Below are 14819 nucleotides of genomic sequence, written 5' to 3' on the forward strand. Positions count from 1 at the left end.
ATGCTTTGGACAGACTGCTTAACTCGCTTGCGACAAGAGCTCTCTGATAACGTCTTTGCGATGTGGATTCGCCCTTTAGTAGCTGAAGAAGTGGAGGGTATACTACGTCTATATGCTCCTAATCCTTATTGGACGCGTTATATTCAAGAGAATCATTTAGAGTTAATTTCTATATTGGCAGAACAATTGTCAGAAGGACGAGTGCGTCAAGTTGAAATCTTGGTCGATTCCCGTCCTGGTAGTATTTTGTCTTCTAATGAGCAACCTGCAACTACTACAGCAGCTTTACAGACTGCTCCTGTAGCTCATCCTGTTAAGGTTAAAAAGGAAGTAGAAGCTGTTGCTAATAATGTTGTTAATCCTAAAACATCAAAAAAGAAGCTTTTAAATCCACAATTTACATTTTCTTTATTTGTTGAAGGCCGTTCTAACCAGATGGCTGCTGAAACATGCAGGAAGGTTTTAACGCAATTAGGTGCATCTCAACACAATCCTTTGTTTTTATATGGTCCAACGGGCCTTGGTAAAACTCACTTAATGCAAGCAGTTGGTAATGCATTGCTCCAAGCTAAGCCGAATGCGAGAGTCATGTATATGACTTCGGAAAGTTTTGTACAGGATTTTGTGAGTTCCTTACAAAAAGGAAAGGTTGAAGAATTTAAGAAAAATTGTCGTTCTCTAGATTTATTATTAGTTGATGATATTCACCTTTTGGCTGGTAAAGAAGCTAGTCTTGTTGAATTCTTTTATACATTTAATGCCTTACTTGATGAATCTAAACAAATTATTTTAACCTCTGACCGATATCCTAAAGAATTAACAGAACTTGACCCTCGATTGGTTTCTCGTTTTTCTTGGGGTCTATCAGTAGGTGTTGAACCGCCAGATATTGAAACACGAATCGAAATTCTGCTTAAAAAAGCTGAAAATAGTGGCGTTGATTTGCCTAGAAACTGCGCATTATTTATTGCTCAACAAGTGGTAGCGAACGTACGTGAACTTGAAGGTGCTTTAAATAAAGTTGTTGCGATTTCGCGTTTTAAAGGTGCTCCGATCGACCTTGATGTCGTACGAGAGTCTTTAAAAGATGTATTGGCGATTCGTGCACGTACAATTAGTGTAGAAAATATACAACGCGTGGTGAGTGAATATTTCCGAATTCCATTAAAAGAGCTCGTAGGTCCAAAACGAACACGAATTTATGCACGACCACGTCAATTGGCGATGGGTCTTGCTCGTGAATTGACGGGTGATAGTTTTCCGGAAATCGGAATGGCTTTTGGTGGACGAGACCATAGCACCGTAATGCATGCGTGTGAAAAAGTGGTTAGTTTGCGGGAAGAAGATCCTATCTTTGACGAAGATTATAAGAACTTATTACGTCTTCTTCAGAGTTAATGAAATCATAAGACGTTGTTGCAAAGTCTCCATAAGTGCAGCATAGTACACAGCTAAAAAATGAAATGTTTGCTCCAAGTTGCTAGAGGAATGAATCGTGCGTTTGAAAATCGCTAAAGAAAGTTTACTCAATGTTTTATCGCATGTTGTCGGTGCGGTAGAACGTCGTCATACCTTGAATATTCTTTCAAACGTCAAAATTCAGACTAATGGTCAAGCACTCACCATTACAGGTTCGGATTTAGAAGTTGAACTGGTGGCGAGTACTGCTTTATCAGAAGGGGCGTGCCTTGAAGCAGGTGAAACGACTGTTCCTGCGCGTAAGTTGATGGACATTTGTAAATCTTTGCCTGCAGCTGCATTAATTGATTTACAAATTACTGAAGATCAACGATGTATTTTAAAGTCTGGTAATAGCCGTTTTGTATTAGGTACTCTGCCAGCTGAAGATTATCCGTTACTCAATACTGAGAATAGCCAAGGTACGCAAGTACAGGTGACTCAACGTGAATTAAAGCGTTTATTTGAAAAAACTGCTTTTGCAATGGCCGTACAAGATGTACGTTTTTATCTAACCGGTACTTTGTTAGAAATTGATGAAAATCAATTGCGTGCAGTAACAACTGATGGCCACCGTCTTGCTCTTTGTGAAATTTTGGCTTCTTCTAGTTCATCTCAATTAGTACAAGCAATTGTGCCGCGTAAAGCTGTTGGTGAATTACAGCGGTTACTGAGTATTGAAGATGAGCAACTTACCTTGCTTATTGGTCGTGAATTATTAAATGTGACGATTAATACGCCGAGCCGCGATAAAGAGCAAGGTGATATTACTGTTCGTTTTACGACAAAATTGATTGACGGAAAATTCCCTGATTACCGCCGTGTTATTCCACGTGGTGGTGATAAACATGTTTTGATTGGTCATGATGTATTTAAGCAATCATTACAGCGTGTTGCAATTTTAAGTAATGAAAAATTACGTGGTGTTTTCTTAAACTTTAATCAAGATTCTTTGCAGCTGCGTGCAAATAACCCTGAACAAGATGAAGCGATTGAAGATTTAGCAATCCAATATCAAAATTCACCATTAGAAATGTCATTTAATGCTCAATATTTACTTGATGTATTAGGTGTATTAGATGGTGATGATGTCAACATGAGCATGACTGAGGCGAACCAATCAGTATTGGTACAAGATCCAGCTCATCCTGATCAGACTTACGTTGTTATGCCGATGCGTGTTTAATTTGGTTTAATTCTATGCATCTTACGCGTTTAAACATAGAACGTGTGCGTAATTTAAAAACGGTTGCACTCCATGGTTTGCAACCGTTTAATGTTTTTTATGGCGCCAACGGTTCAGGAAAAACTTCAATTCTGGAAGCAATTCATTTGCTTGCAACAGGTCGTTCATTTCGTACACATATTCCAAAGAATTATATTCAGTATGAAGCTGACGACGCGATTGTATTTGCCCAATCGGTGACTGAAAAAATCGGTATGCAGAAACTTGCTTCTGGTGAGCAGTTGATGAAAGTGAATGGCGATACGGTGGCAACACAAGGTCAGCTCGCCAAATTACTTCCTTTACAGCATATTGACCCCCAAAGTACAGATATTATTGATCATGGCGCTAAGCCAAGACGTCAGCTTCTAGATTGGCTGATGTTCCACGTGGAACCTGAATTTTATTTTGCATGGCAATACTACTCCCGTGCATTAAAACAGCGAAATACCTTACTCAAAACAAGACGCAATCTTTCTTTGGCTGATTTAGAGCCGTGGAACAAAATGTTGAGTGATTATGGTGAAATTTTACACTCTCAGCGTTTAAGCATCGTAGAACAATGGAATGTTTATTTTCAAAATGACTTAAGTCAATTGCTGCCTGATTTAGAGATTGAACTGGAATATAGCCCAGGTTTTCATACTGAGCAGGGACTCATGCAAGACTTGTTAAATCAGCATCAAAAAGACATTGAAAGACGTTATACAGAGTATGGTCCACATCGAGCTGATTTGCGCTTAAAAACACCCTTTGGACACGCAGATGATGTTTTATCAAGAGGTCAGAAAAAACTCCTGATTATTGCTTTAAAACTGTCACAAATTGCAATGTTGCATGCGAGTAATAAGGAAACTGTGGTATTATTAGATGATCTGACAGCAGAATTAGACTTAACCGCACAACAACGTTTAATTGAACGATTAAGCCAACTTGGTAGCCAGGTTTTTATGACAACTTTAGATCATGCTTCGGTAAAAAAACACTTACATGATCTGTCCATTTCATATCAATTATTCAATGTTGAATCCGGTCAAGTTAGTCTTGCTTCACCATAATTTTTTGATGTTACCCATCTTTGAATAAACCTATATTTGCTAGGGAGAAACCATGAGTTCAGAGTCTCAATCAGCCTCTCAAACAGAACAAACCAATGAAAAGGCTTATGATTCCTCTAGTATTAAAGTATTACGTGGATTAGATGCAGTTCGTAAACGTCCGGGCATGTATATTGGGGATACAGACGACGGTACCGGTTTACACCATATGGTATTCGAGGTTGTCGATAACGCAATCGATGAAGCCTTAGCTGGCCACTGTGATGAAATCATTGTTACGATTCACGAAGATGAATCTGTGAGTGTTTCAGATAATGGTCGTGGTATTCCAACTGATATTCACCCTGAAGAAGGTGTATCTGCAGCCGAAGTAATTCTTACTATTTTGCACGCAGGTGGTAAGTTCGATGACAACAGCTATAAAGTTTCAGGCGGTTTACACGGGGTAGGTGTATCAGTAGTTAATGCACTTTCAAGTAAATTGCATTTAATTATTAATCGTGCTGGCCAAGTTCATGAGCAAGAATATCAACACGGCGATCCACAATATCCTTTACGTGTGATTGGTGAAACGGATAGTAGTGGTACAACTGTACGTTTCTGGCCAAGTGAACTAACTTTTAGTCAAACCATTTTTAACGTTGAAATTTTAGCGCGCCGTTTACGTGAGCTTTCTTTCTTAAATGCGGGCGTGCGCATTGTTTTACGTGATGAGCGTATTAATCTTGAGCATGTATATGACTACGAAGGTGGTTTATCTGAGTTTGTAAAATACATTAACGAAGGTAAAACTCATCTCAATGAGATCTTCCATTTCACCGCAGATACCGAAAGTGGTATTGGTGTAGAAGTTGCATTGCAGTGGAATGAAAGCTATCAAGAAAATGTTCGCTGTTTCACAAACAACATTCCGCAAAAAGATGGTGGTACGCACTTAGCAGGTTTCCGTGCTGCTTTAACACGTGGCTTAAACCAGTATCTTGAAAATGAAAACATTCTCAAGAAAGAGAAAGTCAATGTGACTGGTGATGATGCGCGTGAAGGTTTAACGGCGATTATTTCAGTTAAAGTTCCTGATCCAAAATTCTCGTCTCAAACGAAAGAAAAATTGGTATCAAGTGAAGTAAAACCAGCGGTTGAGCAAGCAATGAACAAAGAGTTCTCTGCTTACTTATTAGAAAACCCGCAAGCTGCAAAATCGATTGCTGGAAAGATTATTGACGCTGCACGTGCACGTGATGCTGCGCGTAAGGCACGTGAAATGACACGCCGTAAGAGCGCGTTAGATATCGCTGGTTTACCAGGTAAATTAGCTGACTGTCAGGAAAAAGACCCAGCACTTTCTGAATTATATCTTGTCGAGGGTGACTCTGCGGGTGGTAGTGCCAAGCAAGGTCGTAACCGTAAAATGCAGGCTATTTTACCTTTGAAAGGTAAGATCTTGAACGTTGAACGTGCTCGCTTTGACAAAATGATTTCGAGTCAGGAAGTAGGTACATTAATTACAGCACTTGGCTGTGGTATTGGCCGTGAAGAATATAACCCTGACAAGCTTCGTTATCATAAAATTATCATCATGACCGATGCCGATGTCGATGGTTCTCACATCCGTACATTGTTATTAACGTTCTTCTTCCGTCAAATGCCTGAGTTGGTTGAGCGTGGTCATATCTATATTGCACAGCCACCTTTGTATAAGCTGAAAAAAGGTAAGCAAGAGCAATACATCAAAGATAACGATGCATTAGAAACATACTTAATTTCAAATGCGATTGATGAGCTTGCTTTACATATTAGTGCTGAAGCACCTGCGATTACAGGCGAAGCATTAGCAAAAGTGATTCAGGACTATCAAGTTTCACAAAAGAGCCTACAGCGTTTAACATTGCGTTATCCAGCGAGCTTGCTTGATGCATTACTTGAAATGGAAGCGTTTAAAGCTGACCAGAATCATGATCAAGCTTATGTACAACAATGGGCTGATCAAGTACGTGAAGCTATTCAACGACTACAGCCAAGTTTGCGTCCAGAAATTACACTGGAAACCTTTGAGCGTGAAAATGCTCAGGGTGAGAAAACTGCGCATTATTGGCCACGTGTGACAGTGTATGTTCATAACTTACCACATGCTTACTTACTTGATGCTGGCTTACTAAATTCAGCAGAATATGCTCGTTTATTGAAGAACTCGAAGAGTTGGTTCAAATTGATTGAAGACGGTGCATATTTACAGAAAGGTGATCGTCGTATTCAAGTGGCTAACTTCCATCAAGTATGGCAGCACATTTTGCAAGACTCACGTCGTGGAATGATGATTCAGCGCTATAAAGGTCTGGGCGAGATGAATGCTGAACAGCTTTGGGAAACCACAATGGACCCTGAAAACCGTAATATGTTACAGGTGACTATTGATGATGCAATCGAAGCAGATCGTATGTTCTCATGCTTAATGGGTGATGACGTTGAACCACGTCGTGCTTTCATTGAAGAAAATGCATTAAATGCAGATATTGATGCTTAATTGATAGCTAGATTCTAAATCAGTCTAGGGAGAGAAGATGATGAGTCAAAAAATTTTAGCAAGTATGCTGATTTCATGTGCGGCTTTAGTGAGTCATTCTGCATTTGCAGCTGACTTGGAAGCCGACATGAAAACTTTAGCAAAGAGCACAAAAGCCTTTGCTGAAGCGAAAGATCTCAATAACGCAAAACAGCAGCTTGTGATTATGCGTCAGGCAGCATTATCTTCAAAAAAATCTTTACCTCATAAGTTGGAGGGTTTACCGCCTGAAAATGTACAGGTAAAGCAATATCAAGCAGGTTTAGATCAGTTAGTTGCTGAGATTGATCGTGTTACAGTTTTGGTAAATAAGGGTCAATTAGACCAAGCAAAAACGGAAGCAATCAATTTAGTTAATATCCGTAATGAAAATCATAAGAAATTTAGATAACTTCATTTTTATCTAAATAAAATAAAGGGAATGATTCAATCATTCCCTTTATTCATTTAAGGTATTAAATTTAAAAAAGATTAATTTTCTACTAAGTCTGTAACCTGAATGAGCGCGTGGCCAAATAAATATCCTGCTGTTAAGAGAATACAAATCCACAAAATAGCTCCAGCAACATTATAGATTAAAAATTTTCCATAACTCATATTGCTAGAGCCCGCAGCTAATGGTGCGAAAGAACGTGCAAAAGGAATAAAACGTGCCAGAAGAATAGTTTTGCCGCCGTGTTGTAAGAAATAACGGTTGGTTTTATTTAAATACTCTTTCTTAATAAAACGTGATTTTGCTTCAAAAATTCTATTACCAAAATGACGACCGATAGAATAGTTCACAATATAGCCAAGCGTTGCAGCTACAGTCAGCAAAGTAATCATGTAACCTAGATGCATCATTTCAATCACTGAACACAAAGCACCAACGGTTAGAAGTAAACTATCCCCAGGTAAAAAGAACATAAATACAAAAGCTGTTTCAGAAAAAATAATCAAAAAGAGGATGGCATAGACCCATGCGCCATACTCCTGAATTAAAATAGGTAAAAAATGTTCAAAATTAGTAATAAAATCAATAAAATTCATTCAGTTTGTCTGATCCCGAATTAAATACCTACTAAACAAGGGTAAAAACGAAGTTACAGAATTTAGTTAAATTATCTGTGTATGGCAACCCTTAAGATGTAGCTTAAGTTTTATATGTTATCAAATTTGAATCTATCTCAAAAATTTAACAGCTGAATGAAATATTATTCGAAGTCATTCACATTTTTATATAGTAGCGCAAATAAAGCTTTTATTTGAACTAAAAGCCTGTACTGCTATTTAAAAATACCAGTACAGGCAAGAACTTAGTTCTCGAAAGAGGCTTCCATTTCCTCAAGTTCCATCATGAGTTCTAAAAGTTGCTCTTCATATTGCTCAAGTTTAGCTTTGAGTTCAGTTTGCTCATTCATCAGCTTAAGCAAATCATCTTTACGTGCAGCTTCATATAGTGAGCTATCCGCTAAAGCTTCTTCAATCTTAGCAAGCTGTGGCTGTAGCTTTTCAATTTGAGATTCAACTTTTTCAATATTTTTACGAATAGGTCGAGTTTGTTCACGACGACGCGCGGCTTCTTTACGCTGTGCTTCTTTATCGATTTTAGCTGGGGCAGAAGTGGTAGAGGACGAGTTATTTTGTGCTACGGCAGTTTGAGCATTAATTTGTTGCTGACGGGCTTCACGTAGCCATTTAGCATAATCCTGTAAATCACCTTCAAACTCGGTACATTTACCGCCGTGTACTAAAAGAAGCTCATCACACACACTGGCAATAAGTTGACGTTCATGGGAAACCAGTACGACAGCACCTTCAAAATCTTGTAATGCCATGCTCAGTGCATGTCGCATATCAAGATCTAAATGGTTCGTTGGTTCATCAAGAATTAAAACATTTGGACGCTGCCATACAATCAGTGCCAGAGCCAAACGAGCGCGTTCTCCACCAGAAAAGCTTTCACATGGTGTATCCATGCGTTCACCACTGAAGCCGAAACTACCTAAGAAAGAGCGTAGGGTAGCTTCACTAATTTGTTTATCTGCTATACGGGCAAGCTGTAACATTGGGCTAGCATGACCATCTAAAGCATCCATCTGGTGCTGTGCGAAGTAGCCAATATTAAGCAGCTCGGAAGCTTTACGTTCACCTGCTAACAGTGGTAAATCACCCACCAAGCTCTTAATTAATGTTGATTTACCTGCGCCGTTCATACCGAGTAAACCAATACGCGAGTTTGGTGTAATTTGAAGTCTAATTTTTTCAGCGATTTGTTTATCGCCATAACCTATGCTGGCATTGTCTAAGGTCAGCAAAGGTGAACTCATTTTTGTCGGTTCACGGAAACTAAAAGTAAACGGCGTATCGACATGAGCGGGTGCGAGTTGTTGCATACGCTCAAGTTGTTTAATACGACTTTGTGCCTGACGAGCTTTAGTGGCTTTTGCTTTAAAACGGTCAATAAATTTTTGTAGGTGAGCACGTGTTTCTTGCTGCTTCTCAAAAGCTTGTTGTTGTTGTGCTAAACGTTCACTTCGAGTTGTTTCAAATGTTGAATAGTTACCCGTATAAAGCGTAAGTTCCTGATTCTCAATATGGAGAATATGATCTGTAATCGCATCTAAAAAGTCGCGGTCATGCGAAATGAGGATGAGGGTACCTTCATAGGCTTTAAGCCAGTCTTCTAACCACAAAATTGCATCTAAGTCTAAGTGGTTGGTTGGTTCGTCTAGTAATAATAGATCGGAACGGCTCATAAGGGTACGTGCCAAGTTTAAGCGCATACGCCATCCACCAGAGAAGCTCTCAACGTTTAAACGCAATTGATTTTCTAGGAAACCTAAGCCCGCCATGAGCTGCGCAGCTTTAGATGGTGCTGAATAACCATGAATTTCATCAAAACGACCATGTAATTTAGCTAACTCAAAGTCACTTAGTTGATCTGGATGAGCAAGCTTATTTTGAATATCCCAAAACTCTTCATCACCTGAAAGAACAAAATCAATTGCTGGCATATCCAAAGCTTTTACTTCTTGTGCCATATGCGCAACAGTCCAGCCTGAAGGACGGGTAAGTGAACCTTCATCTGCACTTAAACTTCCAAGTAACGCTGCAAATAAAGTTGATTTACCTGCTCCATTGACCCCAGTCAGACCAATCTTCCAACCTGGGTGTAATTGCATAGACGCTTTTTGAAATAGAACACGTCCACCGCGGCGTAAAGAAACTTGGTCAAATTGAATCATCTTGTTTTATCGAGGTGAGTTAGGGATGCTGTATTTTAAAGAGAACTGACCGTGAAGACAAAGTTTTAGCAGTTTTAGTTTATAAATGCTGGGATTGAATGGCTTAACCCATCTCTATTTAAGCTATTCGTCTGAAAATATCTAAATTTTTAACGAGATAGACCACTTTTTAAAAAATATGGCTAAAATAAAAACAATTTAAAACTTGGTTGATAAATGAACTCCTAATAAAACTAGACTAAGGAAAGTCAAATGAAAAAAGGATTGGGGATAATTGGTACAGTATTTTGCTGTGCTATGGGAACAGCACATGCTGGGCAAAATGTATGTGTATTCGATTTATTGGGAAAATCAGGTGAATCCTACAAAATGATGGAAGAGTGGGCGCTTGCAGCCAAAAGTTGGCAAGCTGACATTACTTTAATTCCATTTCAAGATGAAGCTTTGGTAGATCGTAGACTGCGAGAGGGAAAATGTGACGCAGCTTATATGACCTCTATGCGAGCAAGAAATTATAATAAATTTGCAGGTTCGATTGATGCGATTGGTGGTGTGACCAGTAATGCAATTGCTCAAAAGGCGATTAGTTATGTTTTAGATCAACGTAATAAACATCGCATGGTAACTACACAAAATGGAACAAACTACGAGGTTGTGGGTATTGTACAGATTGGTTTGGCTTATTTGTTTGTAAGAGATAAAAGCCTGAACTCAATTGAAAAAGTACGTGGTACTAAATTTGCTATTTTACAGTATGACGCAGCGCAAAAAATTATGGTTGAAAGTGTCGGTGCACATCCTATTCCATCGGAAATTACCGATTTTGTGAAAAAGTTTAATAGTGGCCAAGTCGAAGCAATTGCCGCACCTGCTTATGCTTATAAACCCTTAGAAATTGGTAAAGGCGTAGGAACGAATGGAGCGATGTTCACTTTTCCTGTTGTTAACGTTACAGGAGATTTAATAACAAGAAATGATAGATTTCCAGCCAACTTTGGAATCAAGTCTCGTGAATGGTTTATTAAACAGTTACCGCAAAACTTCAATATGGTAAAACAGTTGGAAGCAGGGGTACCGCCTAGAATTAAATTAAATTTTTCAGCTGAGGATAAGCTGAAATATCAAAAAATATTGCGTGAAGGACGGCTCAAATTAAGCAAGCAAGGTGTCTATGATGCGACCATGATGAGTGTGCTGAAGCGTGCACGTTGTACGATTGAACGGACTAATTTTGAATGTACGCTCAATGATGAGTAGTTTGTTTTTTAATCACAAAATCGCTACACATATTTCAAAGCTGAATATGGGTATGAAAATTGTGAATATAAAAAATAACTTACGGAAAATTAGAGATTTTTACTTCTAATAAATAATTTAAATAGAACAAACAATGATCCAATCAGATAAAAATATTTGAGTAAAAGCTCTATTTTTTTCTAAAAAACATGATTAATATCTGTGTTTGAAAGGAAACTTCAAACAAAAAATCTATTCCGTGGAAGGATGAAGAAAATGAAAAAAATCGTACTTGCTATGGCTGCCGCTTCTGTTGTTGGTTTTTCTGCTTCAGCACAAGCAGCGAGTACCGTGTGTGTATTCGACCTCTTAGGAAAAGCAGGCGACTCATATAAAATGATGGAAGAATGGGCTCTAGCTGCAAAAGGCTGGGGTACTGAAATTAACTTAGTTCCTCGTCAGGACGAGGCTGTTGCAGATAATGATTTTAAAGCTGGTAAATGTGATGCTGTAGCAATGACTGCTATGCGTGCGCGCCAATATAACAAATTCGCAGGATCAATCGACTCGCTTGGTGGTGTTCCTAACAACCAAATCGCACAGCGTGCTATTACCTATGTATTAGATGCACGTAATGCTGCAAAAATGACAACTAACCTTGGTGGTAAAAAATACGAAGTTGCTGGTATCTCTCCGCTAGGTTCAGCATTTATTTTCGTACGTGACAAAAACATCAACTCTGTTGAAAAAGCTGCGGGTAAAAAATTCGCCGTATTAGGCTATGACGATGCACAAAAAATTATGGTGCAGCGTGTAGGTGCTCAGGCAGTTCTTTCTGATATTTCAAACTTTGCTGCTAAATTTAACAATGGTCAGGTAGATATGGTAGGTGCGCCTGCTTATGCATACAAACCATTAGAACTAAACAAAGGTTTAGGTGCAAACGGTGTAATGTGGAACTTCCCAGTTTTACACGTAACTGCTGACCTTGTATTACGTGCAGATAAATTCCCAGCGGGCTTTGGTCAAAAATCTCGTGATTGGTTCGTAAAACAATTACCTAAAAACTTTGCAATGATTAACCGCCTAGAAGCACAGATTCCGGGTAAATACAAAATGAACCTAAGTGCTGAAGACAAACTTAAGTACCAAAAAATGTTACGTGATGGTCGTATGGACTTAACGAAACGAGGTATTTACGATGCGGGTATGATGTCTGTATTGAAAAAAGCACGTTGTTCTGTAGACAAAGCTAACTTTGAATGTTCAATGGCTGGTGAATAATTCATATTGATCTTAAAAGCCTAGACTTAGTTCTAGGCTTTTTTGCTTTATATAGGCTGTCAATTCAGCCATTGTGGATAGTTAGAAAGACGTTAAGCTAAATTTAGATAAAAACTTCATAAAGAAACATGAAGGTATAAAAATGGATTAAGGACTTGAGTGATTAAAAATAATTGCTAATAGGTAGGTCAGTCACTATCTATTTTTCATGGAAGTAAAATCATAAAAGTAAATTCGGTCTATAAAAATATTCCAACATGATTTTTATATGAAGCCTATCCGACTCATACCTGATCGGTATGAAATTTCTTGGTATCGAAAAACAAAAACTCCACAAGGAAAGGAACAAAGAATATGCAATTTTCCAAAACGCTATTACTTGCTATGGGACTTACCACGGTTTCTTTTGCAGTTCAGGCTAAACAAACGGTATGTGTTTTTGACTTCGTTGGAAAAAATGGCGACGTTTATGCACTCATGAAAGATTATCAACTTGCCGCTAAAAACTGGGGAGCTGATATCGAACTAAAAGTAAACCAGAATGAAGCAGTAATTGCTGAAGATTTTAAAGCGGGTAAATGTGACGGCATTAGCGTATCGGGTATGCGTGGTCGCCAATTTAACTCATTTACTGGTTCATTAGATGCTATTGGTGCAATTCCTGACCTCAAGCTTGCTGTTAAAGTCATGCAAGGTTTAGCGAGTCCTACTTTTAGTAAATATATGGTTAATGGCCGCTATGAGGTTGTTGGTGTTATTCCCGTAGGAGATGCTTACCTTTTAGTAAACGACCGCAGCATTAATACAGTAGCGAAAGCTGCAGGTAAAAAAATTGCTGTACTAGATTACGATGAAGCGCAAAAGATTATGGTTCAGCAGGTAGGAGCACAGGCTGTGAGTGCAGATGTGACGAACTTTGGCGCTAAATTTAATAATCATCAGGTCGATATTATTGGTGCACCAGCAGCAGCATTTAAACCTTTAGAGCTACAAAAAGGCTTAGGTACGAAAGGAGCAATCGTTAACTATCCAATCTTACAGGTAACAGGAAATATTATTATCCGTCCAGATAAATTCCCAGCTGGATTTGGTCAGAAGTCTAGAGAATGGGTGGCAGGCCAGTTACCACGTGCCTTTACTATTTTAGGAAAAATGAAAGCGGATATTCCACAAAAATACTGGATGGATGTTCCTGCTGCAGATAAACCGGGCTATCAAAAGCTTATGCGTGAATCACGAATTAATCTTACAAAGCGTGGTGTTTATGATAAACGGATGATGAAACTATTATGGCAATTCCGTTGTAAACAAGATGCGAAAAACTTCGAATGCGGCTTACAAGATGAGAATTACAAATAATCTTGATAAAAATACTCAAGATTCGCTTTAAACTTCGAAGACAGACCCTATATTGATTATGCTATACTCAATATAGGGTCTTTTTTATTTTGAAAGGCACAGCAAAATCCGAGGAACCATCATCATGAATGCCCAAGCTCTAGTTTTGACAGATAATGCTGCCAATAAGGTACGCCAACTCCGTGATAGTGAAGGGAATGACGATCTCATGTTACGTGTATATGTAACAGGTGGTGGATGTTCAGGATTTTCGTATGGCTTCAATTTTGCTGAAAGCGTAAATGAAGATGATGCTGAATTTGTAAATGGCGATGTAAAAATGCTGGTTGACTCACTTAGCTACCAATATCTGATAGGCTCAGTAGTTGATTATGTAGAAGGTCTTGAAGGTTCGCGTTTTATTGTACAAAACCCGAATGCAACAACAACATGTGGTTGCGGTTCATCTTTCTCGATTTAAAAGAAATTTAAAATTTAAAAAACCTCTCTATTTTGAGAGGTTTTTTATTGCCTATATCTTTACTCTTCACGGACAGATTCTAAAAAATATTGCACGAGTTCTGGTGCATTTTGATATGGAATCCAATGCGATGCATCCATAAAAACTGCGTCATAACTATTTTTAAAATAAAGTGAGTTTAGCTCGGCACTTTTTTCTGTAACGGCAATATCATGCTTACCCCAAATAAAAAGAGTAGGAACATCTATGGCTTTAAGTGGATTCCGAGCTTTATCCCAGAAAAATCCTCGATACCAATTCAACGCCGTAGTTAATCTATTTTCTTTTATAAATTCAGTTTCGAATATTTCAATTTGCTGTTCAGTCATGCCTGATGACTTTAGAAACTTACGGCCTAATTTCGGTATCTTTTTAAATAAAAGTTCGGGCAGAATCGGTAGCTGAAAAATTGCAAAATAATAAGATTTAAAAAGTTGTCTACTGCTTAAACATGCTTTTAAAAATGCGGCTTGATGAGGTACAGAAACTAAAGTGAGATGTTGAATATATTGTGGATACTTCATGGCTACACTAGACGCAATTACAGAACCCCAGTCGTGCCCAATTAAATAAAATGGTTGACCAATCTGCTTAATAAAGCTTGCCACATCTTCTACAAGTTCACTCAGAGAATACTGAAATCGGCTTTGAGGCCTAGCATTTAAACTATAACCACGTTGATGAATCGCAAGCGTTCTAAATCCATGCTGATGCAATAGTTCAGAAGTTTGCTCCCAACTATGGGCAGTTTCTGGAAAACCATGCAATAAAACAACGAGAGGACCATCTAGAGGGCCTGAATCAATCACATCGAATGTCCAAGCCCCACGAGTGTATTGATGAATACGATTGGTCAAATCCATAACAACATGCCTTAAATTATTTTTGTAGGCATTTATCATGAGTTTTTATG

Annotated in this window: 12 protein-coding genes; 9 read left to right on the plus strand and 3 right to left on the minus strand. The window is 38.5% G+C overall.

The features are described 5' to 3' along the window. From dnaA to cybC, 5 genes are all read left to right on the plus strand, one after another. Positions 1–1398 carry a chromosomal replication initiator protein DnaA gene (gene dnaA, locus NE363_RS00005; RefSeq protein ID WP_445535591.1) on the plus strand — a complete coding sequence of 466 codons (1398 nt, stop codon included), beginning with the start codon at positions 1–3 and terminating at the stop codon, positions 1396–1398. Between the two features lie 97 nt (positions 1399–1495). Continuing rightward, complete coding sequence (gene dnaN, locus NE363_RS00010) at positions 1496–2644, plus strand: DNA polymerase III subunit beta (protein ID WP_004698161.1); 1149 nt, start codon at positions 1496–1498, stop codon at positions 2642–2644. Between the two features lie 14 nt (positions 2645–2658). Continuing rightward, on the plus strand, positions 2659–3741 hold the full coding sequence (gene recF / locus NE363_RS00015; protein WP_019456681.1) for a DNA replication/repair protein RecF: 1083 nt from the start codon (positions 2659–2661) through the stop codon (positions 3739–3741). A 52-nt stretch (positions 3742–3793) separates the two neighbouring features. Continuing rightward, entirely contained in the window at positions 3794–6262 is a 2469-nt protein-coding gene (gyrB, locus tag NE363_RS00020; RefSeq protein ID WP_004698165.1) for a DNA topoisomerase (ATP-hydrolyzing) subunit B, read from the plus strand. A gap of 37 nt (positions 6263–6299) precedes the next feature. After that, on the plus strand, positions 6300–6692 hold the full coding sequence (gene cybC / locus NE363_RS00025) for a cytochrome b562 (protein ID WP_004698167.1): 393 nt from the start codon (positions 6300–6302) through the stop codon (positions 6690–6692). A gap of 80 nt (positions 6693–6772) precedes the next feature. On the opposite strand, the gene NE363_RS00030 is transcribed toward cybC, so the two are convergent. Both NE363_RS00030 and abc-f read right to left on the minus strand, forming a co-directional pair. After that, positions 6773–7330 carry a VTT domain-containing protein gene (locus NE363_RS00030; protein ID WP_002051888.1) on the minus strand — a complete coding sequence of 186 codons (558 nt, stop codon included), beginning with the start codon at positions 7328–7330 and terminating at the stop codon, positions 6773–6775. Positions 7331–7596: 266 nt separating this feature from the next. Then, positions 7597–9528 carry a ribosomal protection-like ABC-F family protein gene (gene abc-f, locus NE363_RS00035; RefSeq protein WP_107972691.1) on the minus strand — a complete coding sequence of 644 codons (1932 nt, stop codon included), beginning with the start codon at positions 9526–9528 and terminating at the stop codon, positions 7597–7599. Positions 9529–9780: 252 nt separating this feature from the next. On the opposite strand from abc-f, the gene NE363_RS00040 reads away from it, so the two are divergent. From NE363_RS00040 to erpA, 4 genes are all read left to right on the plus strand, one after another. Beyond that, the gene (locus NE363_RS00040) at positions 9781–10785 is read left to right on the plus strand and encodes a putative solute-binding protein (protein ID WP_191109655.1); all 1005 of its coding nucleotides are present in this window, start codon (positions 9781–9783) and stop codon (positions 10783–10785) included. A 255-nt stretch (positions 10786–11040) separates the two neighbouring features. Beyond that, positions 11041–12048, plus strand: coding sequence for a putative solute-binding protein (locus NE363_RS00045; RefSeq protein WP_004698179.1), 1008 nt, complete (start codon positions 11041–11043; stop codon positions 12046–12048). Between the two features lie 354 nt (positions 12049–12402). Continuing rightward, positions 12403–13407: a putative solute-binding protein gene (locus NE363_RS00050; protein WP_004698181.1), complete on the plus strand. Its 1005-nt coding sequence runs from the start codon at positions 12403–12405 to the stop codon at positions 13405–13407. A gap of 124 nt (positions 13408–13531) precedes the next feature. After that, positions 13532–13867, plus strand: coding sequence for an iron-sulfur cluster insertion protein ErpA (gene erpA / locus NE363_RS00055; RefSeq protein ID WP_002115421.1), 336 nt, complete (start codon positions 13532–13534; stop codon positions 13865–13867). Between the two features lie 59 nt (positions 13868–13926). Here erpA and NE363_RS00060 read toward each other — a convergent pair whose 3' ends face one another. Further along, complete coding sequence (locus NE363_RS00060) at positions 13927–14769, minus strand: alpha/beta fold hydrolase (protein ID WP_445535592.1); 843 nt, start codon at positions 14767–14769, stop codon at positions 13927–13929. Positions 14770–14819: the final 50 nt, after the last annotated feature.

This window comes from Acinetobacter sp. G18 (assembly GCF_052660225.1).